Origin of the sequence: Caballeronia sp. LZ028, assembly GCF_031451415.1 — a bacterium.
GTDB lineage: Bacteria > Pseudomonadota > Gammaproteobacteria > Burkholderiales > Burkholderiaceae > Caballeronia > Caballeronia zhejiangensis.
On sequence record NZ_JARUXN010000006.1, the window covers coordinates 150,836 to 171,458 of the forward strand.

Genomic DNA, 20,623 nt, shown 5'->3' on the forward strand with positions numbered 1-20,623 from the left:
GTCAGTAGCGGCGGCCATCGAGCGCGAGCTTGTCGAGCAGCGCGCGGCGCGCTCCGCCGAACAGCCGCGCATAGCCTTCGAAGCCCATCAGCAGCACTTCCTTCAGGCCCTTGAGCGGCGCGTCGTCTTCGGTGCGCTCGTCCCATTCGATCCACGCATCCGCGCGGCCGAACGTGCATTGCACGAGACGGCGCTCGTCTTCGAGCGTGAGCGAATCGAAGCGCACGCCCAGATGCGTGCCGGAAAGGCGCGTCACGCGCACCGGAAAGTGAAACTGCCGCTCGCCGCGGCTCACGACGACGCCGAGCGTGTCGCCGGTTTCGAGCGAGAGCAATCCTTCGCCGACGACGAGCCCGAGCCCGCCCGTCGAGTAATCGCTCGTGCTGCACGCGATGCTGCTGCCGTCGTTGAGCACGAGCGTCGCGGGCATGTTCATCGCGATGCGATGCGTGACGCGCACCTGCTTCGCCTCGCGCGCGACGCTCACCGCCGCGCCGAGCATCACGAGGTTGTAGAGCGTCCAGAACACGTTCATCAGGATGGTCGCGTCTTCGTCGCCCGCGCCGGCGATCAGCTTCACGATGCCGACGGACATCGCGAGCGCGTTCAGGCCGAGCAGCACGAGATACGGCTTGCTCATCGCCCAGTCGATATACGTCTCGTCGATGCGCCCGCCCTTGTCCGTCACGTTGAACTTGCCATGCTTCGGGCTGAAGAACGCGATGGTCGTCGGCAGCGCGATATACCACGCGAGCACCGACTCATAGACTTCGGCCCAGAACGAATGCCGGAACTTGCCCTGCATCCGCGAGTTCGCGATGTTCGCGATGACGATGTACGGCAGCACGAAACCCGCGATGGTCGTCGCCGCCGCGTTGATGAAGTACATCTGGAAGAAGAGGTACCACATCGGCATGGTGAGGAACACGAGGCGCGGAATGCCGTAGAAGAAGTGCAGCATCGCGTTGCCGTAGCACAGGCGCTGAAAGAAGTTCAGCCCGCGCCCGAAAAACGGATTGTCGATGCGGAAAATCTGCGCCATGCCGCGCGCCCAGCGCGTGCGCTGCTTGATGTGGCTCGCGAGGCTTTCGGTGGCGAGACCGGCGGCCTGCACCGTCGGCAGATACGCCGTCGTATAGCCGCGCCGATGCAGCTTGAGCGCCGTGTGCGCGTCTTCGGTCACGGTTTCGACCGCGATGCCGCCGACCTCTTCCAGCGGCGCGCGCTTGATGACCGCGCACGAGCCGCAGAAGAACGTCGCGTTCCAGAGATCGTTGCCCGCCTGCACGAGCCCGTAAAACAGATTGCCTTCGTTCGGCACGCGGCGGAACGTGTCGAGATTGCGCTCGAACGGATCGGGCGAGAAGAAGTGATGCGGCGTCTGCACGAGCGCGCATTTCGGATCGGCGAAGAAGGTGCCCATCGTCGCTTGCAGGAAGGAGCGCGTGGGGACGTGATCGCAATCGAAAATGGCGATGTATTCGCCGTGCGTCTTCGCGAGCGCGCGATTGATGTTGCCCGCCTTCGCGTGCTGATTGTCGTCGCGCGTGATGTAGCCGATGCCCGCCGCCCGCGCGAGCGCCTCGAACTCCGGACGATGGCCGTCGTCGAGCAGCCAGATATTGAGCTTGTCGCGCGGCCAGTCGATGCCTTGCGCGGCGAAAAGCGTCGGCTTCACGACCGACAGCGGCTCGTTGTAGGTCGGAATGAAGACATCGACGCTCGGCCAGTCGGCGGGATCGTCGGGCAGCTTCGACACGGCGCGTTCGAGCGGCCACGCGGTCTGCACGAAGCCGAACAGCAGGATCATCCACGTATAGGCTTCCGCGCCGAAGAGCGCGTAGCCGACGATCGCCTCGCCGGGCGTGCGGAAGTCGAGCGTCTCGGTCGTGCGCCACCAGACGTAGCGCGCGGTGACGAGCAGCGCGAGCGACGCGAGAATCAGCACCGGCATGCGCCCCGGAATGCGGCGGATGACGAGCGCCGCGATCATCAGCACGGCGAAGAACACGAACTGGCTTCCCGACGCAAGCGGCGACGTGCCGACGACCGCCCACAGCAATCCGCCGATCACGACGAGCGCGGGCAGCATCCAGCGCTTCTTGCCGATGACATTCGCGCCGCCCTCGAGCCGCGCGCCGAAGCGCGCCCACGGCAGTCCGTCGATGGCGGCATCGATGCGGCGCTTCATCCACATCAGCGCGAGAGCGAGCGGCGTGAGCGCGCGTTCGATCAGGCCGAGCGCGGCCCGCGCATACGCGGCGAGCGGCTTCGCGTTTTCGCGCGGCGGGCGCACGAACGCGCGCAGCAGCCACGCCCAAGGATTGCGCACGTCGATGACGCCCCACTCGCGCGCCCACGCGAGCACGAACGCGCGCAGCATGTCCCGCGCGATGTCGCGCTTGCCCGCGCGCGGCGGCTTGAAGAAGAGACGCACGCACCAGTCGAACGCCGAGCGCGTGTCGGGCACGCCGAGCCCGCGCGCGATCCAGCCGATCGCGCGGTTCGAGCGGGAGCCTGGTTCGCGCTTCATGCCGTCTCGCTCGCGGTGAGCGCGGGCAGCCACGCATCGACGTGCTGCGCGAGACCGTGCAGATCGTGCGACGCCTGCAGATGCGGCGCTTCGTCGAAAATCCACGCGCCGCGCGAAAACCCCTCGGGCATCGACGCTTCCAGATGAATGCGTTGCGCGAGCGGCATGTTCCCGGTCGCGGCGCGCAGCATCGCGAGCGCGTCGCGCTGCATCGCGCGGGCGGGATTCAGGCGATTCACGACGAGACGCACATCCGCGCACGATTCCCGCAGCGCGGGCAAACGCGCGACGAGCGTCGCGCACGCAGCCGGCTCAGGCGGGCACACGGCGAGCACGAGATCGGCGGCGCGCGCGGCGTGATCCGCATGCGAGCACGGATAGCGCGGCGTATCGATCAGCACGACGCCGGTCTCCGGCAAGCCGATCTCGCCGATCGTGCGTTCGAGCCATCGCGGATGCTCGCAAAGACGCGCTTCGCACGCGGCGGATCGCGCGGGCGTGAGACCGCCGTGCGGCACGAACAGCACGCCGTCCTCGTTGCGCCAGGTCGATTCGTGCCACTTGCGCGACGGATCGGCGAGCGCGCCGCCGATGCCTTCCGCCGCGAACGCGTCCAGCCCGAGATACGCGCCGAGCATGTTCTGCGGATCGAAGTCGAGCGCGACCACGGCGCGGCCGCGCCGGGCGAGCAGCGTCGCGAGCGATGCGGCGAGCGTCGTGCGGCCCGCGCCGCCCGCCGTCGAAATGAGCGCGATGGTTTTCATGGGCGGGAGGCGTCCTTCGGCGCGGCATCGACATCGGGGACGAGACGCGCGTTGAGCACGACCGGCTCGATGCGGCACGGCACCGCGTCGCGCGGATCGAAACCACGCGCGGCTACGAGACCGCGCCGCGCGCCCGCGCGCTGCCAGACGATCCGCGCGGGCACGCCGGCCAGCACGCCGATCAGCATCGAAATGAGCAAGGTGTCCATCGTTTCAGTTTCCCGGTTCGGCGAGCGGCATATGCGCACGGACGGCGCGGCGCGCGGGCGGATGCAACGGACCTTCGTCGGTCGCGTTCCTGCGCGCTTCTTGGTTCAGCACGGCGTCGAGCGCGTCGAGTTCGGCGCGCGAGCGGCGCACGGATTCGCTTTCCGTAGCCGCATCCGCCTTGTCTTCCATCGCGATGACGGGCGCGGTCGCGGCGAACAGATCGCTGTAATCCGCCGACGGCGCGCGCCGGTTCTCCGCTTCGAGCGCCTGCAATTGCGCGCCGATGCCGTCGTCCGACAGATACGTGACGTCCTTCGCCACGCGCTCCACCGGCACGGTGAAGATGCGCGCGAGCGCGGCGTCGGCATCGGCGAGACGGCAGCCGAACAGGAACACGTACAGATGCGACGCGTCCGCCGTGAAGACATCGCCCGCGCGGCGCGGACGGCACCACGCGAGCGCATCGACGTGAGCGAGCGCAGGCGGCAGCGTCAGCTTCACGAGCACATGCGGCAGACGCAGCACCGCGCCGCGTGCGAGCGCGCCTTGCGTCTGCGCGCAGAACGCCGCCACGTTCTGATAGCCGAGCGCGGCATCGGCGAGCGACGCGGCGAGCGCCGTGCGGTAATCCGACAAAAGCGGACGCGTGTAGAGCTGGCCTTGCAGCGACTGCAACAGCGATTCGAGCCGCGAGAACGGCACGTCGCGCCCGACGACGAGATTCGCGCCAAGGCTCAGCATCAGCAATTCATATTGATGACGCAGCACTTCGCCGCGTTCGACCACGGCGATTTTGAGCGCGCGTCCGCAGCGGCGGCGCAACGTGTGCACGGCGGCGCACAGCGCTTCGAGCTGCGCGCCGTTGCGATGCGCGAGCACGACGGTCGCGCCGCGCGCGCCATCGCAGGCGGCGACGACCGCATCGCGGTCCGCGAGCACTTCCCAGTCGCGCGGCACCCAAGCCTCGTCGCCGACGACCGCGCGGCTCACGACGACGCGCGCTTCGTCCGGCGCGAGACGCGCATCGCGGCGCGCATCGCCCGCGCGCTCGGGCGCGGCGATGCTCAGGCGGCCGGCTTCGTTGAAGCGCAACGCGTGCACGTCGCCGGTGGCGAGCGCGCGGCCCGCGCGCCAGAAATCGACTTGCCACAGCAGTTCGCCGTGCGAGCGCCGCACGCGCGCAACGCCCGCGCACGCGCCGTTCAGTTCGCTGCGGCTTGCCGAAGCCTGAGTTTCGTCGATGTCCAAATCGTCATCGCTGGCGGCGTCGCCGAGCAGCAGGATCATCGTGATGCCGCGCGTCTCGCACCAGCTCGACAACAGCCGTCCTTCGCGCGCGAGCGCCGCCGGATCGCGCCACGAGAACCAGCGCTCCGCGCCTTCGACGATATACAGCGCGTTCGCGCGAAAGCCGAAGCGCTTGAGCGCGCGCAGGCCGCCGTAAAGGCGCGCGAGCGCGAGAGCGGGCGGTTCAGAATCGGCATCGGCGGATGCGGCTTCGTTCGGCATCGCGAGCACGTTCAGTCGGCGCGGCCAGCCTTGCGCCGCCGCGCCCGAAAAGCCCAGTTCGCGCGCACGCGCCGCCGCTTCCGCACGCTCGCGCGCGAGCACGACGCTCACATGGCGCGTGTTCGCGGCCCGCGCCGTGGCCCAGATGAGCGCATCGCATTCGGGCGAACGCGGCGCGACGTGCACCGCGTAGAGCGCGCCCGGCGCGAGCACGGCGAGATCGTCGGGAAGCGCATCGACGCCGATGCGGCCCGGCGCGGCATCGCGGCCCGCGACGCGCGCGCGCACGAAGCGCGCAAACGCGGCGATGAGGCTCGTCGCGCCACTGGATCGGTTCGATTCGTCGTTCACGGCAATCCGTTCCTCAATAACTCGAATAGAGCCGCACCGGCTGCGGGCTGATGCGGTAATCGTCCTTGCGCGGCGAGAACGCGAAGCGCGCGTAGATCATCCCGGCGCTCGGCGCATAGTCGTGCGAATGGTCGATGGACACGCGCGCGCCCAGCGCCAGTTGCGGATTCAGCCGATATTCGACCGTCGCCCCGAGTCCGTACGAAAAGCTCACGCCACGCGTCGAGCCGCCGGGATAAATCAGGCTGCCCGTATCGACCGGCGAGAGTCCCGCTACCGCCGGCAGGCCGTTCGGGAAATACGGCGAGCTCTTCTCGTACGAATTCGAGACGCCCGCGGTCGCCGCGATGTCCCAGGTAAAGCCGTTGCGCTTGCCCATCCATTCGATCGGCACGCCGAGCGACAGATAGCGCTGCGGGCTGTAATAGCCGCCCTGCCCGAACGTGTAGTAGCGCAGGTTGTCGGTGTAATGCCAGGCATTGCCGACGAGGCCGGTCTGCACGCGCATCGTCGCGCGCCGATACACCGGCACGGTGAAGCCCGTGCGCAGCGTGAATTCCTGATTGCTCGCGACGTTGCGCCCGCTCAGCTCGGCCACGCCGATATCGGCGAATACGTTCGTCCTGCCGACATCGACGCTCACATGCAGGTCGATGCCGTCGCGCCGCACGCCGCCCCAGACGACGTGCGTGAGCGGATCGGTGAGACCGGCGTAGGACAGCTCGCTGCTCGTGACCGCACGCCGCGACGCCGCTATCGACAGGCTCGCCGGACCTGCATCGAACTTGTAGCGCGCGCCGCCGACGAGGTAATGCACCGGAAAGCCGATCGGCGTCGAGCCGAGATCGACGCGCCACGCATCGGACAGATAGCCGAAGCCGCCGCCGAGACCGTTCGCGTGCTGATGCAGATCGCCGGTCGTGACGGGCGAGTTCGTCAGATATTGGCGCAGCGCGTTCGCCGACGCCGCCGTGCCGTCGTAGAAGCCCGCGTTCGTGCCGAAGGTCTGAATGGTGTACGGCAGGCTCGGCGCCGAAGCGCCGGCCTGATCGGTGAGTCCGCTCACGTCGAGCGTGCCCGCGTCGAGATGCACGGCGTCCGCGTGCACGAAGAAATGCCCGTCGTAGCGATACGGAATCTGCACGTACAGCGGCACCTGCTGCGCGTGATACTGCGACACGCCCGCATCGCCGGACTTGTACGCCGGTATCCACGCCGTTTCGACTTCGGGATTGCGGCGCTGATCGAGATCGTCGAGTGCGGATCGCGCGGGCGTGGCGGACGTTGCGGGGGTCGCGCGTGCCGAGCCCGCCGGCACGCTGAACGCCGGCGCGATGCCCGACGCGCGTTCCTGCTCCATCGACAGCCGATACAGCGACGCCGCCTGCTCGTACTCGCCGAGGTCTTCCGCGACGCGTCCCGCCTGCACGGTGACGTCCGCGCGTTCGGGATAGGCGACGCGTAGCGGCTGCGTCAGCGCCTGCGCATCGAGCGGACGGCGCAGCGCGGCGAAACGGCGCGCGGCAGAGAGGCGCGTGTCGATGTCGTCGGGCGGCGCGGCATCCGCGACGCGGCGGACGATCGCGAGCGCTTCCTTGCGCGCGCCGATGCCGCCGCTGTCGTCGAGCACGCGCGCGAGCATGAGCTGCGTTTCGGGATCGTCGGGCGATGCCGCGAGCATCGGCGCGAGCGCGGCGCGTGCGCTGTCGTAATCGCCCTGCGCGCGCGCGAGATCGGCGAGCTCGAACGCGTAGCGCTTGTCGCGCTTGCCTGCGTCGCTCACGGTATCGAGCAGACGGCGCGCACGCGCGTAATCGGCGGCGTCGATGGCATCGTCGGTCTGACGCAGCACGCTGCGCAACGCCTGATCCTCCAGACGCTCTTGCTGACGCGGCGTGAGCTTCGGCTCGGCGCGCACTTGCGCGAGCGTCTGCGACAGCGCATCTTCGCGACGCGCGCCGCCGAGCAGATCGCCGTAGCGCAGGCGCACGTCAGCATCGGTTTCTTCGGGATGCGTGGCCATCCAGTCGCGCAGCAGCGCGAGGCCGCGCTCCGCGTCGCCTCGATCGATATACAGCGCACCGATCGACGCGAGCAGGTTGGGATCGTCCGCGGCCAGCGCTTGCGCGCGATCGAGCGCGGCGGCGGCGGCGTCGGCGTCGTTGCGCGCGAAGGCGGCGCGGGCATCGGCGAGCGACTGTTGCGCGTCGAGATTGCGGGCGAGCGCGCGCATGGCGTCGGTGCGATCGGCTTGCGGCACGGCATCGAGCGCGGCGCGCGCGCCCGCCAGATCGTCCATCGAATTGCGATACAGCGCGGCGGCGTAAGCCATCGGCGCGGCGTTCGGCGAGCGCGCGAGGCCGTCGTCCATCACGGCGCGGCCGAGCTGCGGCAAACCGATATCCCGATACAGCCGCGCAAGCGCGAAGCGCGTCCACGGCTGATCCGGCTCGATGCGCAACGACGCCTCGTATTTCTGCGCCGCCGGCCCGTTCTGGCCGCGCGCGGCGAGTTGCTGCGCCTCGTTCGCGACCATATCGGCGCGCATCGCGCTCAGGCTTTGGCGATCGTCGGCGGCGGTGAAACGGCTTTGCAGCGCGGCGATGAGCGGCTCGACTTCATCGGCGCGTCCGGTCGATTCGAGCAGCGCACGCGTGCTCTTCAGCGCCGACAGGCTCGGCTCGCGGCCCGCAAGCTGCGCGCGCAGCATCGGTTCGGCGGCGCGCCAGTCGCCTTGTGCGAGCAGCGCATCGGCGAGAAGCAGCTTGGCATCGGCGCTATCCGGCTCGATGGCGAGCGCCTCGCGCGCGTAGCGTTCGGCGTCCTTCGGCTTGCCTGCGTTCGCGGCGTCGCGGCCGTGCGCGAGCGTGCCCCAGAAGCGCGCCGTGCGCGCGAGGCCCAGCCACTTCGCACGGTTGTCCGGCGCGAGCGACGCCGCGCGTTCGAACAGCGCGCGCGCTTCGTCGCGATTGCCTTCGCGCATGCGCAGCAAACCGAATCCGCCGACGGCTTCCGCGTCGTCCGGACGGGCCGCCGCCGCGCGCGCGAGCAACGGCGCGGCTGCGTTCAGGTCGCCGCGAGCGAGCGCCGCCAGACCGCGCTGCCGGGCGATGTAATCGGGATCGCGTTCGAGCTTGCGCTGCGCTTCGATGCGCGCGTCGAGCAGATCGGCGCGATCCTTGAACTCGGTGTCGTCGGGCACGAGTTCGAGGTACGCGCGCAGCGCCTGCCGATATGCCGTGTCCGCGCCCGCCGATTGCAGTACGTGACGCCAGACGTCGAGCGCGGTGTTGCGGTCGGTGTCGGTGCGCGTGGCGAGATTCCATGCGATGCGGTTCGCTTCGGCGCGGGTCGCGTCGCTGCTGTTGAGCAGACGCGCGAGGACGAGCGCGGAATCGACGTCGGCGGGATCGTCCGCGATGCGCCGGTGCAAGGCCGCGAGCGCTTCGGCACGTCGCGCGGGCGTCGCGGCGATGATCTGGTAGTACTCCGCGCCGAGCGGGCCCGACGGCGCGCCGTGCGCAAAGAGCGCGCTCACGCGGCGCGCGGCCTCGTCCGACTGGCCGCTGCGTGCGAGCAGGCGGATCGCCGCCATTTCCTGACGGCCGCTGACCGCGACGCGATATTCGTCGTCGACTTGCTGCGTGAGCGCCGCATTGGGCGCGCGCGTTTTCATGCGCGCGAGCGTGGCCTGCGCCTTCTGCGCCTGGCCGAGCCGCAACTGGATACGCACGAGCTCGGCGTTCAGACGCGGATCGTCCGGCGCGATGAGCAGCGCCTTGTCGATCGCCTGCAACGCGAGATCGTCGCGATGCTTGTTGGCCCACGCGCGCGCGGTGCCGTAAAGACGCTCGGCGAGCGCGTCCGTCGATGCCTCGCTGGCATGCGTCTGCGTCGCGCACACGACGCTCGCCGACATCAGCGCCGCGCGCAGCAACGTCGCCTTCGTCCGGGGCGCGCGCTTCATTTCGCCGCTCCGCATGCCGATGCCGCCGTGCGCAACGTTCCGTCGCCCGCGAATCGATAGCGGCCCTCGCGCCAGCCGAGGCCGAAGAGCGTCAGCACGCTCGTGTAGTACCCCGGCGCCGATGCCCCCGCCGCGCGCGCCGCTTGCGCATCCGCGAGTTCGGGGCGTCCGATGGCGTCGAGAAACGGCACGGCGGCGGCGGAGAAACCCGCGTTGCCGTCGTTCGGGCCGGGCTTGCCGTCGCGCGTGTCGATGCGCTCGGGCGGCGCGCCGTGCGCGTCGATATACGCGGCGAACGGCGCGAAATGCGCGAGGAGGCGCGCGCGCGCTTCATCGTCGGATGCGAGCATGCCCGCCCACAGATACACGCGGATCGCGTTATAGGCGCTTTCGGCGTGCGTCTCTTCGTCGGGCTCGAAACCCCGGTTCGCGCGATACAGCGCCCAGTCCGGCGCGAAGCCCTGCGGCGCGGTTTCGATCAGCATGCGTGCGCTCGATGCCGCGAGCCGCGTCCAGCGCGCGTCATCGGGCAGGCTCGCGCCGATGCCGCGAATCACCTGCAGCGGCGCGTAGCTCGGATTGACGCGCCACGTATCGGCTGACGGATGAAAACCCAGAGGTCCGGGCAAGAGCGTGAGGCCGAGGCCGGGCAGCGTGGCCGTTTCCTCGTCGAGCACGCGCTTCGCAAGCGATGCGCCGCGCGCCGTGTAGCTGCGCTCGCCCCACGCGCGGCCCGCTTCGAGGAGCGCGTAGGCGATCCACAAGTCCGCATCGGACGCCGCGTTGCCGTCGAGCACGCGCAACGTGCCGGCGTCGTCGCGGCCCCAGAGCCACGCGGGCAGGCGCGACGTGAGATCGCCCCGCGCGAGCCGGTCTTCGGTCCAGTGGAGAATCGTGTCGAAGCTCGCGCGGTCGTTCGCGACGAGCGCGAAGAAAAGCGCGTAGGACTGGCCTTCGGAGACCGTGCGCTCGTCGGCGGAACCGACGTCGATCACGCGGCCTTCCTTCGAAATGAAGTCGCGTTTGAAGGCGTCCCAGCGCGGCCACGAATCCATGCACGCCGATGGCGACGCCGAATCCGTCGCTGCTGCATTCGCGCCGAACACGACGAGCGCGCCGGACACGATCGCGCGCTTTACCCCCGAAGCCTTCATCGCTCAGATACCCCGGCGCCGCGCGGCCAGTTCCTGCAGCGCCGCGAACGCCGCGATCGCGAGCAGCAGGCCCGCCAGCGCGCCGGCGAGGCCGAGCAGCGCCGGATGACGGATCGCGTGGCCCCACAGCTTCGCGTACCACGGCACGTAGCCGACGACATACGTCTCGCCGACGCGCGCGCTGTCCACGCCGCCGTGCCGCACGAGCGCGACATCGCCCTGAATCTGCGACAGGCGATCCGCGCGTTCGAGCACGTCGAGCAGATCGGTGAGATGGCCGTCGCCGGTCGCCGCGAGCGCGACGATGCTGCGCCCCTTCGTTCCGGGCGACTGGAAGCCCATCAGCGCCGCGAGCGGCCCGTTCTGATCCAGCGATGCGCCGCCGTGCGTGACACGCGCGCCATCGCGCCAATGCTCGCCGACCGAGAACGACGCCCGCGCGATGCCCTCCTTCGACGGCGTTCCCGCAGCCGAACCCGCTATCGACAGCGGCAGCGCATCGTGCCAGCGCGAAAACACCGGCGACGACGGCGCGCCGCCGATCACGAGCAGATCCTTCTGCGCGAGCGCGGGCACATCGTCCGGACGCGCGATGGTCACGCGCAGGCTCGGAAAGCCGATCCACTGGCCCATGTGGCCGAGCATCGTCAGCATCGCTTCGATCTCGGCATTGGCGGGACGCGCGGGAATCACGATGGCCGTCTGCGACAGATCGGCGTAGCGCGTGAACGGAAAACCGCTGTTCGCGAAGTACGCGAGATTCGGCAGTTGCGCGTAATGCACGAAGCCGGAGAAGTCGATGGTCGAATCCGGGTCGACCGCCGCCCGCGCCGGGTTGGTCGGCACGCCCGCGCACAGGCCCTGCTTCTGCGAATCGAGGTTGAAGCGCAATTGCAGCTGGTTCGAACTGCCGACGCGAAACGCCGGAATGTCCAGCGCGTTGGCCGTGCCGCCCGGCGCGCCCGAAAGCAGCGGCAATTGCAGGCGGCCTTGCGTGTCATCGGTTTTGGCGGGCGGCAGCCGGAACGACTTCACGAGTTGCTCGTTGATGTCGATGGCGAGCGCGGAGTTGTTCTGCACCGTCGGCGCGGTGTACCGGTACTTGAGGTTGAGCGGCACGCCGACGCTGTTCCACGAGAACAGATCGGCGGGCACACGCAGGTTCAGGCGGATCGGCTCCGGCTCGCTGCCCGCGACCTGAAGCTGCGACACGTCGTCGACGAGTTCCTTGAACTGCACCGGGCGATTCGTCGGCATCCAGCGCGGCGCGTCGTACGGTTCGCGCGGCTGGCCGATGTCGACATGCGCGACCTTCGCCGCATCGCCGGACATCGCCGTGCGGCCGAGCACGAGCGCATACGCGGCATCGTCGACTTCGGCGCCGTTGCGGCCGGTCACGACGAGCAGCTTGCGATCCTTGGACGCCGGATTGTCGGCGACGAGAATCGTCGGCCCGTCGATATCGGGCAGCGCGAGACCCGCCGGCAATTGCGCGCGCGTGCCGACGACGACCGCGTGGTCGTTCGGGGGCAGCGTGTTCATCGCCGGGAAGCGCGCCTGACGGTAATCCGCGAGCGCGCCGAACCACGACGCGAGCACGCCCGCGCTCTTGAGCGTCGCGCTGTCCGGCGATGCGGGCAGCACGAACGGCAGCGTGAGACGGCTCACATCGCGCGCATCGAAGAACGGCGCGGGCAGCAGCGCGAGATCGTTCGGCAGCCTGATCGGCGCGGTGTCGAGGATGAATTCGCTCGTCGGGCTGATGTCGGCCCACAGCGCCGTGTTCGCCGGATCCTCGCAATGATCGAGCGTGTAATGGCCGATGAAGCGCAGCCCGAACTGGTTGTAGTCCGTGAGCAGGCGCGGATCGAGCGGGATGTCCTGCGTGAGCATCGCGCCGGCGTGCTCCTTGTCGAACGGAACGGTGGCGATCGCTTCGCCGTTGATCGACACCTTGACGTGCGACAGCGCGAACAGGAGCGCGGGCGAGTAGGTGTAGCGCAGACGCAGGCGCGCGCCGGTCACGACGCGGTCGAGCCGCACGCCGAGCACGATCGAGCGCGTATCTTCGAGGCCGCGCAGATGCATCGGCTGATACGCGCCGAGCGCGGAGAACGGGACGTGGATCGAGCCGGCGTCGGCGCTGGCAGCGGCGTCCGGATTGACGGCCGGCGGCGCCGCTTCGGCGCAGACGCCGGCGAAAAGCGCACTGGCGGCCATCGCCAGCGAGAGGCAGAACGAGACGACTGGTTTCATCGGCGAGTCAGCTACGGAATTCACGGCCGCGCGCCGCGCTGCCGGCTATGGCATCGTGACGGAGGCGCAACGACAATCGGGTCGCCAGGCGAGCGGCGCGCGCGGCAACCGGGACGAATGCAGCAAGAGCGGGAAAGAATCGGGGTAAGCGTGCGATGCACGAAGCGAGGCGTCGGGGCGTGCGTGATCCGCGACGCGGGTGCGGTCGCGCGGCTGCTGCGTTCATCGCGCCGGTCTGTGCGATGACGCGCCTTTGCCGCTGAAAAGCGGACGCAACAGTAGCATAATTTGTGACAATTTGTATCACCTCAGCCGTCCTTCATCAAAAAAAGCGCCACATCGCGACATGGTTCGATCCCGTTCTTCATCCGCTACGTCTTCCGCATCCGAAAAATCCGGCCACGCCGAGCGGATCGCGAAGCCCGCAGTCAAGCGCAGCGGCCTGCTGCGCGGCCTTTTCGCGTTGCGCCATTCGCGCGACGGCATCGCCGCGACCTGGCGCGAGGAGAGCGCGTTTCGCCAGGAGGTGTGCGTCGCGGCCGTGCTGCTGCCGATCGCGTTCGCCGTGCCCGTGGGCGCCGCCGAGCGCGTTCTGCTCGCGGCCTCGGTGCTGCTCGTGCTGCTCGTCGAGCTGATCAATTCGAGCATCGAGGCGGCGATCGACCGCATTTCGCTCGAACGTCACGAACTCTCCGGACGCGCCAAGGACTGCGGCAGCGCGGCGGTCACGGTGGCCATCGTCATCGGCTTGCTTACGTGGGGCGTGATCTGCGGGCCGCTCGCATGGGACTGGCTGCGCGCGCATCTTTGACGTTGCGGCGTCCGGCGGTGATGAGCCTCGCAATTCGCGTGGGCTATTCGTGTGTGGCACCGGAGGCCATGCACGATATGTCGGCGGCGCAAGCGGATTCTTGATGCCCGTCGCGGCGACTTTGCCCGATGGACGTTGATGAAGCGGTAGTTAATACCTCACGCGGACCGCCGCGAAATATTCCGAAAGGCAATCGGCGAGAGACAAACGCGCCGCGCGGCCGCCTGGGTCGCCTTCTTGCTGGTTCCCGTCTGCGCGCCCGTTTTCACGGCGCCCACTCTGCATTTCTTCCAATTGCGGGATTCCATCTACTTCGACGGAGGAGTTGTCGTGCGGCCTTTTACCCTGATTTTTCTGCTGTTCGTGACGCTGTTTTCCGGATGCGCGGCTTACCGGACACATGAGGCGCGCAGCGATTCCGGCGCGCTCATCGGATCGAATGTTCTCGATCTCGTCGCGGCGGTCGGCATTCCCGACAAGACGATGAAACTCGTGGATACGAATACGCCGGGCGACCGCATGGTGATGCAGTGGAACTTCTCGAATTCGGATGCGGCGTTCGAAATGAACGTGATCCTGCTCGATCTGAAGATCGGCGGCGCCGGCAAGTGCAGCATGACCGCGACCACCGAACGCTGGGGCGGCAAGGTGCTGTCCGTGAACTTTCCCCAGGCGCACGTCGACAGCATGAACTCCGACTACAGCGCGTGCGAGCCGCTCGTCGCGGAAGCGCTGACGCATATCGGCCACACGCCCATCGATCCCGCTTTCGACTCGTTCAAGCTCGTCGGCGCGGCCAAGTAAGCGCGCCCGGCACTCGCACGCGACGATCTTCTTACCAACTATTTCTCCGGGAAACAGGTTGTGTCGTCGATCGGTGCGAGTGCCTTCGCTCTAAAGAAGGATTGCGAAACATCTTGTGATAGTGGAACGTCATCGCGCGCCTTGAACGGATCTGCAATCCTATCGAAACCTTACCTGTAGTCCTTTAGTCATCGAACGGCACGTATAGTCCCCGCAGCGCGCTTTTTTGCGTGTATTTCCTGTCTGCGCTGAAGCCAACTACATCGCCCGCCGATTTGACAACTCTCCCGATCCAAGACCGTTTTCGCCGCGCCCTGTCGCGATCTCTTGCAAGAACCGCATTCGTCGCGGGGATGACTTTCCTCGTTGCGTATCCGCGTGTGCCGTTCGCCGCCGTCGTGATGAATTTTTCGCATGCCGATATAAACGAGGTCGTGCGCGCGATCGGACTCGCCACGGGCAAGACGATCATCGTCGATCCGCGCGTGAAGGGACAACTGGATCTCGTCTCCGAGAATCCGGTTCCCGAAGACGAAGCGCTCAAGACGCTGCAATCCGCATTGCGTATGCAGGGCTTCGCGCTATTGCAGGATCACGGCGTACTCAAGGTCGTGCCGGAATCGGAAGCGAAGGTTCAGGGCGTGCCGACCTATGTCGGCAGTCAGCCTGTCGCGAAGGGCGATCAGATCGTCACGCAGGTATTTCAGCTTCGCAGGGAGTCCGCGAACAGTATCCTGCCGACGCTGCGGCCGCTGATTTCCCCGAACAACACGATTGCCGCCAACCCGAGCAACAACACGCTGATCGTGACCGATTATGCGGATAACGTGCGCAGGATCGCGTCGATCATCGCGGGCATCGAAGGGGCGTCGAGCCCGCATATCGCGGTCGTGCAGCTCAATTTCGCGGATGCGACGGCCGTCTCACAACAAGCGCAGAAGTTGCTGGATCTGAACGGCATCGGCAACAGCGATCCGACGCAGAAGGTCGTCGTCACGCCGGACGCGAGAAGCAACGCGGTCGTGCTTCGGTCGAGCGGCGCCGCGCGGCTGTCCGACGCCGAATCGCTGATCGTCAAGCTGGACACGCCGACGCGCGCGCCGGGCAACATTCATATCGTCAGCCTGCGCAACGCCGACGCCACCGATATTGCCAAGACGCTGCGACGGATTCTCGGCCAGACAGGCGGCGGCGATTCGCAATCGGGCTCGGGCAACGGCGGCGGCAATCAAAGCTCGTCGGGGCTTCCGAGCAGCAACGGCACGCTGCCGCCGCTGCCGGGCGGCACGGATTCGGCATCGTCGGTGAGCGCGACGTCATCGTCGGCGTCTTCCTCGAAAAGCCCTTTCGGCGGGATGCAATCGCGCTCGGGCGATGACAAGGACGAGCAAGGAAGCGGCGAAGTCGTCGCGGACGTGTCCACGAATTCGCTCATCATCACCGCGCCCGAACCGGTGTTCAGAAACCTCGCCACCGTGATAGCGCGGCTCGATCAGCGCAAGGTTCAGGTGTATATCGAATCGCTCATCATCGAAGTGGCTTCCGACAAGGAAGGCGAATTCGGCATCGAATGGCTGACGGCTGCGGGGCTGCAGTCCGTCGCCGCGACCACGACGAACGTCGGCCTGGTCGCGGGATTCGGCAATATCCTCGGCACCAAGGGCCTGTTCCGCGCATTGCAGTCGAACTCGGATGTCAACGTGCTGTCGACGCCGAGCCTCGTCACGCTCGACAATCACGAGGCGCGCATTCTCGTCGGCACCAATGTTCCCATCGAGTCCGGGTCTTATTCGACGAACACGACGAGCTCGTCATCGGTATCGGCGTTCAACACGTACGACCGCAAGGATGTCGGCGTGATGCTGAACGTCAAGCCGCAGATCAATCAGGGCGGAACGCTGACGCTGCAGGTCTATCAGGAAGATTCGAGCGTGCAGAACGGCACGGCGGATCAGGCGGGCGGCTACAGCATCGACAAGCGCTCGCTGCAGACGACCATTCTCGCGGACGACGGCCAGATCGTCGTGCTCGGCGGACTGATCAGCGACAACTACACGAACGGCAATTCCCGAATCCCGTGGCTTTCGAAGATTCCGGTGCTCGGATCGCTATTCAGGCACGAGACGAAAAGCCGGCAGAAGACGAACCTTCTGATCTTCCTGAGGCCGGTGATCGTTCGCGACGCGTCGCAGCTTCAGGCGATCGCCGCGGATCGCTACGGCTACATGCAGGCGCGCTCGGCCACGTACAAGAGCGACAACTGGCTGGAGAAGGACGACACCGTGCCGGCGCTGCCCCACATCGATGGATACGATCACGGCGACGGAACCAACGTGGTCGATCTGACGCATGTGCGAAACGCGGCGCAGCCCGCGACGCCTGGAACCGAGCGTTCATCGCCCGCCCGCTGACACCGCGGCGCGCCTGCGCTGCAAGAACCGGCGCACCGCCGGATCGCGCTCCAGTCCGATCGCGAGATCGTAGGCGGCGAGCGCCTCGTCCGTCGCGCCGACGCGAGCGAGCAGATCGGCGCGCGCCGCCCAATACGGCTGATAGTCGGCGAGGCGCGGATCGTCCGCGTAGGGCGCGAGCGCATCGAGCGCCGCCCGCGCGCCGTCGCGTTCCGCCAGCGCGAGCGCGCGGTTCACCGCCACCACCGGCGACGCCGCGATCCCGAACAGCGCATCGTAGAGCTGCACGATCTCGTCCCAGTTCGGCCGATGCGTGCGGCAGCGATGCACATGCGCCGACTGCAACGCGGCCTCCAGCTGAAACCGTCCGATCGCGTTGAAAGCGTTCGCGCGCCGCAGCAGCCTGTCGGCTGCGTCGATCATCGGCGCGTTCCATGTCGACGGATCCTGAGCCGACAGCGGCACGTAGTCGCCGGCCGCATCGCGTCGAGCGTCGCATCGCGCCTGGGCGTAGAGCATCAGCGCAAGAAGGCCGAGCGTCTCCGGTTCATCGGGCAGCAAGTCGACGAGCAGATGCGCGAGAAACAGCGCCTCGCCGGTCAGATCGCGCCGCGCGGCATCGCCGCCGAGCGGATCCGTCCATCCTTCGGCATACACCGCGTACACGGCTTCGAGCACCGCGTCGAGACGGCCCGGCAAGTCTTCGCGCTCCGGCACGCTGAACGGAATGCCGGCTTCGCGGATCTTGTTCTTCGCGCGCACGAGGCGTTTGCTCATCGCGGCGGGCGACATGAGAAACGCGGAAGCGATCGTCTTCGCTTCGAGCCCGAGCACCACTTGCAGCATCAGCGGCGTGCGGATCGCGGCCTCGAGCGCGGGATGCGTGCACGCGAACAGCAGCCCGAGCCGCCGGTCGGGCAATGCGCCGGCTTCGTGCTCGTCGATTTCGCCGGAGAGAATCGTCAGTTGATGCGCGACGTCTTCACCGACCCGGCGATGGCGCGCGCCGTCGATCGCCCGGCGGCGCGCCACCGTCATCAGCCACGCTTCGGGATTCGCCGGGCAGCCGCGCTTCGGCCAGTCCGCGAGCGCGGCCGCGAACGCGTCGGCGAGCGCGTCCTCGGCTGCGGCGACGTCGCGCGTACGCATCGCCAGCAGCGCGACGAGCTTGCCGTAACTGCGTCGCGCGACCAATTCCGCTACCGCGCTTGCGCCGTCAGCGGGCTCGCTCATCCGGCGGATGGCGCATCGTAAGGCGCGGTCCACACCGGACGCACTTCCATGAGGCCGTGCGCCGCGCCGGGACAGCGCGACGCCCACGCGATCGCCGCGTCGAGATTGGGCACGTCGATCAGGTAATAGCCGGCGAGCTGCTCCTTCGTATCGGAAAACGGCCCGTCGAGCACTTGCGGTTTCCCGTCGACGAGCCGCACCGTCGTGGCCGTGCTCGTGTGCTGCAGCCGGTTCGCGCCGACGAGCGCATCCGCCTTCTTCAACGATTCCGTGTACGCCTGATACGCGGCGACGCCCTGCTGCCGCTCGCTGTCGGTCATCTGGTTCCAGCGGTTTTCGTCCGAATAGATCATCAGCAGATAGTGCATGTGAGCCTCCGTCACAAGGTCGATGCGGCCGGATCATCCGGGCGCCATCACGATGACGCGCGGGCCGTGCGCCGATGGACAGATATCGCGAAAAAATTCATCCGTCCTTCCGAGACGGCCACGTATTCTCGAAGACGCATTCCTCTGTCGAACGGCGCGCCGCCCAACGCTCGCTTTCGAGCATCGGCGCATCGTAGAAGCGTTCGACATGCCCGACGCAAAGAATGGCCACGGGCCGCGCGCCGGCGGGCATGTCGAGCAGCGCGGCGACTTCCACGGGATCGAACAGCGAGACCCAGCCCATTCCCAGCCCTTCGGCACGCGCCGCGAGCCACATGTTCTGGATCGCGCACGCGACGGAAGCGAGGTCCATCTCGGGCAGCGTGCGCCGTCCGAAGACATGATGCTCGCGGCCGTCCATCAGCGCCATCACCAGCACTTCGGCGCACTCGCGCAATCCTTCCACCTTGAGCCGCATGAACGAATCGCGGCGTTCGCCGAGCGCATCGGCGGTCAGCACGCGTTCACGTTCGACCGCATCGCGCAACCGCGCGCGTAGGTTCGCGCAGGTAATGCGCAGGATGCGCCACGGCTGCATGAAGCCGACGCTCGGCGCGTGCAGCGCGGCGTCGATGAGGCGCTGCATGACGTGCGGCGACACCGGATCGCCGACGAAGTGACGCATGTCGCGACGCTCGCGGATCGCGCGGTAGACGGCTTCGCGATCGGCGTCGCTGAAAGCTTTTTCCATGGATGTCGGCAGGGTTGGGCTGATGGATTGGGGATGATATCGGGGCGGCTCGTTTTCGTCCGCGACGGCGACAAAATCATGCGCTGTCTACTTCGCCGCTCAATCGACCTTGTTAAGAAAAAGCGTATTGCGCTGTTGATGTGTCTTGCTCCATTGTTTCGGCTTCCCAACGAATTAAGCGAAACAACCATGCCGATTCCCGCATACATGTGGCTGAAGGACGATGGCGGTTCGCCGATCAAGGGCAGTGTCTCCGTGCAAGGGCGCGAGGGCAGCATCGAGATCATCGGCTTTGGACACGGCCTGACGCTTCCGGTCGATGGCAACGCCGGCAGGATTACCGGCACGCGCATACACGCGCCCATGTCGATCGAAAAAGAGTTCGATGCGGCCAGCCCGTATCTGTACAAAGCGGTTGCCAAAGGGGCAAACCCTTCGATCTGCCGAGATCAGGTTCTATCGGATCAATGACGCGGGCCGGGAGGAAAACTACTTCACGATGCTGCTGGAGGGCGTGAAAGTGGCCGGCGTTCATCCCGGTTTCGCGAACACGAAGATCGCCAGCATGAGCCAGCTCAATCACGTCGAGGCCGTATCGCTCATGTATGACAACATCACCTGGCACTACCTGGACGGCAACATCAAGTTCTCCGACGCGTGGACGGAACGCTAGGCTCGGGGGGAACGAGATGGCTCTGCAGGGCAAGTTCGTGGTCGATAATGCGCCGATGCTGACGCTTGTCATGGCTGGTGTCGGGGCGTTTCAGGCGTTTTCCGGCGATAAAGCCTATCGCAATCGGGGGGGCTGCACGGCGGTGGTCGATAAAGGCCCGATCCCTTCCGGTCGTTACTGGATCGTCGATAGACCTACTGGCGGGATTGGCTCGCAGTTATATGCATGGGCCAAGGATACGTTGAATACTGTGGCCGGACGTCCGTCATATCACGGCGAATGGTTCGCACTCTACCGCGATGACGGACTGATCGATGATTGGACTTGGGTGAACGGCGTTAATAGAGGGAACTTTCGCCTTCATCCGATCGGCGGTTCGGGTGTGTCGTTCGGCTGCATTACGCTTCAAAGCGTTGCGGATTTTCAAAGGCTGCGGCAGGCTCTCTTGCAATCGCCAACAGTGCCCGTCGGTGCCAGCGGCTTACGCGCATATGGCGTAATCGAGGTGATTACCATTGGCAACACTTGCCCGTAGGGTGGCGATCCTTTCGCTGAAATCCGCGCTGTTTATTGGGCTATTTCTGCTCGCGACTCGCTACGTACATACCTATCCGACGCCGCTGACGCTGCGGCAACAGGAAATTTTAATCGGTGTCTCCGACTGGCTCGGTGTCCGTGACTATGATGGTCTTTACGTGTTCTCTATGGCGGCGCTCGACCTGCTTGTGGCCATCGTCGCCTATAAGGTCATCATGAAACTCTGGCGTCGCCGACATACGGGGCGAAGAAGTGAACGCGCGTAGAAAACGGGCGCGCACATATGAGGTA

The 20,623-nt window shown here is 67.0% G+C and carries 15 protein-coding genes and 1 pseudogene; 6 read left to right on the forward strand and 10 right to left on the reverse strand.

From position 1 onward, the window contains the following. Position 1 precedes the first annotated feature (1 nt). Genes bcsA through bcsB form a run of 7 tightly spaced genes read right to left on the reverse strand, consistent with a single transcriptional unit; the run spans position 2 to position 12,744 of the window. Positions 2-2,533, reverse strand: coding sequence for a UDP-forming cellulose synthase catalytic subunit (bcsA, locus tag QCE58_RS30720; RefSeq protein ID WP_250459619.1), 2,532 nt, complete (start codon positions 2,531-2,533; stop codon positions 2-4). Beyond that, the gene (gene bcsQ, locus QCE58_RS30725) at positions 2,530-3,297 is read right to left on the reverse strand and encodes a cellulose biosynthesis protein BcsQ (protein ID WP_250522670.1); all 768 of its coding nucleotides are present in this window, start codon (positions 3,295-3,297) and stop codon (positions 2,530-2,532) included. Before bcsQ ends, bcsA begins: the two co-directional genes overlap by 4 nt. Beyond that, a complete protein-coding gene (locus QCE58_RS30730; RefSeq protein ID WP_250522669.1) occupies positions 3,294-3,506 on the reverse strand; it encodes a hypothetical protein in 213 nt (70 codons plus the stop codon). Before QCE58_RS30730 ends, bcsQ begins: the two co-directional genes overlap by 4 nt. Positions 3,507-3,510: 4 nt before the next feature. Then, positions 3,511-5,367, reverse strand: a complete 1,857-nt coding sequence (bcsE, locus tag QCE58_RS30735) for a cellulose biosynthesis protein BcsE (RefSeq protein WP_008345798.1) — start codon at positions 5,365-5,367, stop codon at positions 3,511-3,513. Positions 5,368-5,380: 13 nt separating this feature from the next. After that, positions 5,381-9,334, reverse strand: a complete 3,954-nt coding sequence (locus QCE58_RS30740; RefSeq protein WP_250522668.1) for a cellulose synthase subunit BcsC-related outer membrane protein — start codon at positions 9,332-9,334, stop codon at positions 5,381-5,383. Next, positions 9,331-10,488, reverse strand: a complete 1,158-nt coding sequence (bcsZ, locus tag QCE58_RS30745) for a cellulose synthase complex periplasmic endoglucanase BcsZ (RefSeq protein ID WP_250522667.1) — start codon at positions 10,486-10,488, stop codon at positions 9,331-9,333. The genes QCE58_RS30740 and bcsZ overlap by 4 nt, the downstream gene beginning before the upstream one ends. 3 nt (positions 10,489-10,491) lie before the next feature. Then, positions 10,492-12,744, reverse strand: coding sequence for a cellulose biosynthesis cyclic di-GMP-binding regulatory protein BcsB (gene bcsB / locus QCE58_RS30750; protein ID WP_250522666.1), 2,253 nt, complete (start codon positions 12,742-12,744; stop codon positions 10,492-10,494). A 346-nt stretch (positions 12,745-13,090) separates the two neighbouring features. Between bcsB and QCE58_RS30755 the strand changes: the two genes are divergently transcribed. The 3 genes from QCE58_RS30755 to gspD all read left to right on the forward strand — a co-directional run bounded on the left by QCE58_RS30755 (position 13,091) and on the right by gspD (position 16,770). Then, positions 13,091-13,555 (forward strand): diacylglycerol kinase, encoded by a 465-nt coding sequence (locus tag QCE58_RS30755; RefSeq protein WP_008345804.1) that lies wholly within the window; start codon positions 13,091-13,093, stop codon positions 13,553-13,555. A gap of 330 nt (positions 13,556-13,885) precedes the next feature. Beyond that, positions 13,886-14,359 (forward strand): hypothetical protein, encoded by a 474-nt coding sequence (locus QCE58_RS30760; RefSeq protein WP_008345806.1) that lies wholly within the window; start codon positions 13,886-13,888, stop codon positions 14,357-14,359. Between the two features lie 353 nt (positions 14,360-14,712). After that, the gene (gene gspD / locus QCE58_RS30765; RefSeq protein ID WP_250522665.1) at positions 14,713-16,770 is read left to right on the forward strand and encodes a type II secretion system secretin GspD; all 2,058 of its coding nucleotides are present in this window, start codon (positions 14,713-14,715) and stop codon (positions 16,768-16,770) included. Here the strand turns inward: gspD and QCE58_RS30770 are convergent. From QCE58_RS30770 to bluB, 3 genes are all read right to left on the reverse strand, one after another. Further along, a complete protein-coding gene (locus QCE58_RS30770) occupies positions 16,753-18,003 on the reverse strand; it encodes an RNA polymerase sigma factor (protein ID WP_250504437.1) in 1,251 nt (416 codons plus the stop codon). The genes gspD and QCE58_RS30770 overlap by 18 nt on opposite strands. Beyond that, positions 18,000-18,371 carry a YciI family protein gene (locus QCE58_RS30775; protein WP_008345811.1) on the reverse strand — a complete coding sequence of 124 codons (372 nt, stop codon included), beginning with the start codon at positions 18,369-18,371 and terminating at the stop codon, positions 18,000-18,002. The genes QCE58_RS30770 and QCE58_RS30775 overlap by 4 nt, the downstream gene beginning before the upstream one ends. 97 nt (positions 18,372-18,468) lie before the next feature. Next, on the reverse strand, positions 18,469-19,122 hold the full coding sequence (gene bluB / locus QCE58_RS30780) for a 5,6-dimethylbenzimidazole synthase (protein WP_008345813.1): 654 nt from the start codon (positions 19,120-19,122) through the stop codon (positions 18,469-18,471). Between the two features lie 189 nt (positions 19,123-19,311). Between bluB and QCE58_RS30785 the strand changes: the two are divergent. From QCE58_RS30785 to QCE58_RS30795, 3 genes and pseudogenes are all read left to right on the forward strand, one after another. Further along, positions 19,312-19,795: pseudogene (locus QCE58_RS30785) on the forward strand (Hcp family type VI secretion system effector). Between the two features lie 16 nt (positions 19,796-19,811). After that, entirely contained in the window at positions 19,812-20,330 is a 519-nt protein-coding gene (locus QCE58_RS30790; protein ID WP_250522664.1) for a DUF2778 domain-containing protein, read from the forward strand. Beyond that, complete coding sequence (locus QCE58_RS30795) at positions 20,311-20,598, forward strand: hypothetical protein (RefSeq protein WP_008345819.1); 288 nt, start codon at positions 20,311-20,313, stop codon at positions 20,596-20,598. Before QCE58_RS30790 ends, QCE58_RS30795 begins: the two co-directional genes overlap by 20 nt. Positions 20,599-20,623 lie beyond the last annotated feature (25 nt).